At 50.7% G+C, this 5,345-nt stretch carries 4 protein-coding genes and 1 pseudogene; 4 read left to right on the top strand and 1 reads right to left on the bottom strand.

Annotated elements, in window-relative coordinates:
- Nucleotides 1-207 precede the first annotated feature (207 nt).
- From IGR76_03800 to IGR76_03785, 4 genes and pseudogenes are all read left to right on the top strand, one after another.
- Nucleotides 208-393: pseudogene (locus tag IGR76_03800) on the top strand (hypothetical protein).
- A gap of 454 nt (nucleotides 394-847) precedes the next feature.
- Entirely contained in the window at nucleotides 848-1,780 is a 933-nt protein-coding gene (locus IGR76_03795; GenBank protein MBF2077647.1) for a response regulator, read from the top strand.
- Nucleotides 1,781-1,866: 86 nt separating this feature from the next.
- The gene (gene ubiE, locus IGR76_03790; GenBank protein MBF2077646.1) at nucleotides 1,867-2,583 is read left to right on the top strand and encodes a bifunctional demethylmenaquinone methyltransferase/2-methoxy-6-polyprenyl-1,4-benzoquinol methylase UbiE; all 717 of its coding nucleotides are present in this window, start codon (nucleotides 1,867-1,869) and stop codon (nucleotides 2,581-2,583) included.
- Between the two features lie 124 nt (nucleotides 2,584-2,707).
- Nucleotides 2,708-3,937, top strand: coding sequence for a DUF445 domain-containing protein (locus IGR76_03785; GenBank protein ID MBF2077645.1), 1,230 nt, complete (start codon nucleotides 2,708-2,710; stop codon nucleotides 3,935-3,937).
- Nucleotides 3,938-4,075: 138 nt separating this feature from the next.
- Here the strand turns inward: IGR76_03785 and IGR76_03780 are convergent, their stop codons facing one another.
- Nucleotides 4,076-5,308: a DUF4912 domain-containing protein gene (locus IGR76_03780; GenBank protein ID MBF2077644.1), complete on the bottom strand. Its 1,233-nt coding sequence runs from the start codon at nucleotides 5,306-5,308 to the stop codon at nucleotides 4,076-4,078.
- Between the last annotated feature and the right edge of the window lie 37 nt (nucleotides 5,309-5,345).

The raw sequence follows: 5,345 nt of genomic DNA, 5'->3' as shown, positions 1-5,345 counted from the left end.
CTTTCATCCCGACACTCGCCTTCGGCAGAGTGCGGGGCTTTCACGGAGAAGCTAACAACGGACATGTGCATCGGGTCGTGCTCAACCAGAACCATTTGAATTCTTAACTAGAGCCCCAAATAGGGGTAATACCCATAGGGATGTCATCCACCGGAAGAAGCTGTTACAATATGTGAATTATTACAAATCGTTAACAGATGTCTAAGAATGATCATGATATTGATCATTGTGGTTGGCTTGGTAGCATGGGCACTGCATCTTATGCAGCGTGCGGTTGAGAGCCACGAATTTTCGCTGATGCTAGCTGGGTTTTTGGTATCTACAACGGCTGCTGCTATGATGGCGGTCTATTTTTTGATGGGGCACTATGTGGGATATATGACCGAGATGTCTCAACGGGTTCACTTGGCACAAGATCGCTCCGAAATGGAATGGTCTGTATTCTCCGATGCTGCGTCATCAATCCCAACATGGGCTGAATTCAGCTCTATTCTTGACCTTCAGCCGTAGTTCTTTACATAATCCTGACGCAGTTGCAACCTCATTATGTAGGGGTAGGATTGAGTCACTCCCATTAAGAAGTATGTACGAGAATTCTTTCTACTCATTTTCTTAATATTTCATCGCAAAAGTGGCTATCTTGACGGCAATCTTCCGAGCGACTATATAGACGGGGATTGCCGCATTTTTTTGCCATAGGTTTTCTGGTTCCACGTTACACAGGACTGAGGGGGCTACTCCTAGAGATGCGATCGCGCCACGTATCTTGGGCATACTACTCTTTAGAGGTATAGACTGCCAGACAGATACATAGGGCAATGCATTTCAAAGGATCAGCCAAGACGCTATGCAAGAGATCACCATGGGGCTTGATGCCCTCAGCCAAATATTGGCCAGTTTTAAATCCGCAAGCAAGCCCAAAATGCTGGTCGTTGACGACGAACCTGATAACCTAGACTTGCTGTATCGAACCTTTCGCCGTGACTTTCGAGTCTTGAAGGCTGAGAACGGGATGTCAGCCCTTAACGTTTTAGAGCAGGAAGGCGAAGTTGCTGTAATCATTTCAGACCAACGGATGCCTGAAATGAAGGGAACCGAGTTTTTGAGTCGCACCGTGCCTCAGTATCCCTACACAATGCGGATTATCCTTACAGGGTTTACCGATGTTGAAGATCTAGTTGAAGCGATTAACTCCGGCCAAGTTTATAAGTACATTACGAAACCTTGGGATCGCGAGGAAATGCAGCAGGTGGTTGATCGTGCGGTTGCGACGTATCAGCTATCCAAACAGCAGGCGGAGGAGTTAGAGCGTGCCCATGCTCAATCCTTACTGCTGAAATCCTTAGTAGACATTACTCGCAAATCCAATCAGTTTCAGGCGTTTCTGGATGCGACCACCTCCGCCATGCGGTCTGGATTTGAGGCTGATGGGTGTTTGCTAGCTTTGGTGGATGAACAACACATTACTTCAACGCGAGGACTGTCCGGTACAACAGACCATCTCTCCGCGTTGTTGTCAGATGCAGAGTTTGTGGCGCAGGCGATCGCCCATCACGACATGCAAGGGTTGCTGCGATCGCCGTCTGAGCTGCCCTTGCCTAACGTTGACGTGCAATCCTACTTGGCAGCCCCGCTGGTCTCTCAGGGGAATCTTAAGGCGTTGCTCCTTCTAGGCTGGCGTGAGTCATGCCCGCTTGAGTCTGATGACCTGCACATTCTTTATTTCACCGCCCAACAAATTGCGTTAACGCTGGGTTCTGTTCCCTGCATGGCAGGATGAGGGGTCTGCAAACACCCATTAGCCATTGCTGGTGTTTGACCTCAAGGTAGGATAAGGAAGCACCTTTAAGCACCCTGCTCAAGACCGTGACTTCATCTGCACCATCCCATCCCACTGCGACTGATATTCAGGCTATTTTTAACCAAATTGCTCCCCAGTACGATCAGTTGAACGATCGCCTCAGTTTTGGATTGCATCGCATCTGGAAGCAAATGACGGTGTCCTGGTGTGGTGCCCAGATAGGCAATACGGTTCTCGACGTATGTTGCGGGAGTGGTGATCTGACTCAACGCCTTGCCCAGCAGGTGGGAGCGTCTGGACAGGTCTTTGGTCTGGATTTTGCTGCAAATCTATTGGCGATCGCCCAACAGCAGAACGAGCAGCGTTACAATCCTTATCCCATTACCTGGATTGAAGGCGATGCCCTAGCGCTTCCCTTTGCAGCCAATACATTTGATGCCGCCACCATGGGCTACGGCCTGCGAAACGTCACCGATATCTCTCAGAGCCTGCGGGAATTGCATCGCGTTCTCAACGTTGGAGCAAAAGTAGCGATTCTAGATTTTCATCGACCCGCAAATCCCTGGATGCAGCAATTCCAGACCTGGTATTTACAAAATTTAGTGGTTCCCGCCGCCGAGCAATGCGGCATGAAGGACGAATACGCCTACATTAACCCCAGTATTGAACGCTTTCCGATGGGTTCCGCCCAAGTTCAACTCGCCGATCAGGCTGGATTCAGTCAGGCTGTACACTATCCAATCGCGGGAGGCTTAATGGGTGTTTTAGTCGCAACGAAATGAACTCACGCCCAATCAGAAGGTCTGAGGCACAATGAGAAGTAGGGATTTGTGTTCATGGGGAACCGTAACTGGATGATAACCTTCCCTCGGTCACGTCCTTGCGATTGTTTTGGGCATTCATACCTTGGACTGGACTTCACTTTGGATTTACGCGGCTCCGCCTGTGGTGGGAGGCATCATTGGGTATTTCACCAATGATTTAGCGATTAAGATGCTCTTTCGGCCTTACCGAGCGCTCTACGTCGGCAAACGAAAGGTACCCTTTACCCCTGGCTTGATTCCCAGTAATCAGGCTCGCTTAGCCCAGCGCATTGCAGATACCATTATGGGATCACTGCTAACCCCAGAGGAACTGCAAAACCTGGCACGACGCCTCCTAGAAATGGAGCGAATGCAGGCAGCAATCCTATGGTTGCTGAAACTGGCGCTGGATCAGGTTCAGCATCAAAATGAGCAGCGCACTGCCCAGATTCTAGCCAACGTATTGAGGGATTTATTGGGGCAGTCTCTCATCCGTGTAGTTAAAGTTTGGGCCCGTCGGGATGATTTCCTGGAAGCGCAAATTAACCAGGTTTTTGACCAGATTTTGTTGGAATTTCAGCTCAGTGATGCCCAGGCGAAGCAGGTTTCAGCGTGGTTTTTAGAGGTCGTGTTGCCACCGGATACGATTCGGTTAGGCATTGTGGATTTTCTAACCGATCGCAATATTCAGGTAATTGACGAAATTTTTCGCGAGAAAACGAGCGGTACATACTGGGTGGTTGCCAATTTATTTGGGATTCGGAATGCGCTGGTGCGACTGCGAACCTATTGTCTGGATGAACGTGAGGCCAGCAATGCCCGTATCCAAGAACTGATCCAGGCGTTAGGAGTGCGCGATCGCCTCAAGGAATGGCTGCAAAATTTATCCCTACAAAATCTGCCGGTATCGACGGTGCGGCAATTGCGGCGGACAATGCGTGAAAGCATTCGCGACTATGTCCGAACTAGAGGAACGGAAGTCATGACCAGTCTCAGTGAATCCATCGATTGGGATAAAGTGGCCAGTATGCTGCTTACAAGACTGCGCACCTCCGAGGTCGTAAGCAACTCGCTGGAATCGGTGAGTCACGAACTGGCGCTGGTGCTGGAACGCTATTTGGAACGAGACTTAGAATCCATTGTGGCGAAGGCGATCCCCATTCTCAATATCGATCAAGTCATTATCGACCGCGTCAACGCGACCTCTCCCAAAAACTTAGAAATGGCGATTCAGGGCATTGTCCGTAACGAACTACAGGCGATCGTTAATCTGGGCGGAATTCTGGGGTTTGTCATTGGCCTGTTGCAGGCAGGGTTACTTTATTTTCGATAAGAACAGCCTCACCGCAAAGAAGGAGGCAAAGTTTTACCTTTACCTCCTTCCTGCAACTATTGGCGATCGCCCCTCTGCAACATTAAGTCATCAGATCGCGATCGTGCTTAACACAAACCACACTCCGCCTTAGTTCACCTACGCCAACCATTCCAGGACAGCCTCATCCTTCGTGTTGGTATTCCGTTCCGGCGTCTCGCGATTAAACGTCATCTGAATCGAGCGGGTCTGCTCCCCGTCCACTGCCACAGCCTTGATGGGGAAGTCAAGGACGCCATCTTGGAAGGACATCTGGAAGCGGAAGGTACCGTCAGAATTGAGTTTAATGGGCTTGCCGCCAATGGTTACGATTGCATCCGGCTCTGTTGCTCCATAAACAATCAGTTCCGCATCCGCAATCAGCCAGAACTTGCGAGGACGAATCGGTGGTGCAGAAGCCGAGAATCCGACACCGGACATCATCATGCCCACACCCGACATCCCAATGCCGGACGCGGTAGGCACTGCCCACATACCCACACCCGACGGGAAGATAAAGGAGCTAATCGCCTGTTCAGGTACCTGGTGCATAGAACCAAATAGGGAACCTGCCACACGCCGAGCTTCAGCAGACTGCGCCATGCCAAAGATCTGATCGTAAATGGGGTTGCCATCGACCGCACCCATCATCGGCTTCTTGCTCGGAGGCACCAGTTCTGCGAAGGTTTTGCCGCGTAGATCCTCCTCCCAGGGGATGGTGATGAACTTGTCTTCAATCCAGTCCGAGGGATACACCGGAGGAATGCGAACCGGGGCAGAACGAGCCAAGGCGAGCCAGCGATTATCGAAGCAGACATAGCCAATTTCAACCACGTAGTCACGATCGCTCACCGGGACAGGCAAATACCACTCGCGAGCCAGTTCATCGCACTCATACTGCTGCAAACTGTGAGGCCGCTGGTGGTTGATATCAATGTCGGTGACATCGTAGAAGCGCAGGGCAAGGCGACTGCCTCCCTGGCGACGTAGCTCTTCCTTGTGATCATTGGGGATATCCCAATACGCATACGCCCATTGGGGATCACGGGGCATCAAGACAATCCGGCTATCACCGTATCCACCCGGCAGGTCACCAAATCCCTCATCGACAGACGACAAAGGGCCACCCATCTGATTGGTTTGACCAATATCGAACTTTGCTGCTTCCACCTCTTCCTGCGCCTCCAACGATACTGATGAACTCGGGGAAAACTTTGTGCGCTGAATCTCTTGAATCGCGCTAAGCAACTGATCCTTGCGCATACGGCTATATCGAGAGATGCCGTACTCACTCGCAATTTTTCGCAGTTGCCGCAGGGTCATTTCCTCTATGGGAGGACGTTCTTGTGCCATAAAGCTAGCTATCTCCAATCACTTTGACGGCAAGTTT

The sequence above is a fragment of the Synechococcales cyanobacterium T60_A2020_003 genome (assembly GCA_015272205.1).
Classification (GTDB): domain Bacteria; phylum Cyanobacteriota; class Cyanobacteriia; order RECH01; family RECH01; genus JACYMB01.
The sequence above is the reverse complement of the archived record's forward strand: the minus strand, read 5'-3'. Positions and strand labels throughout refer to the sequence as shown.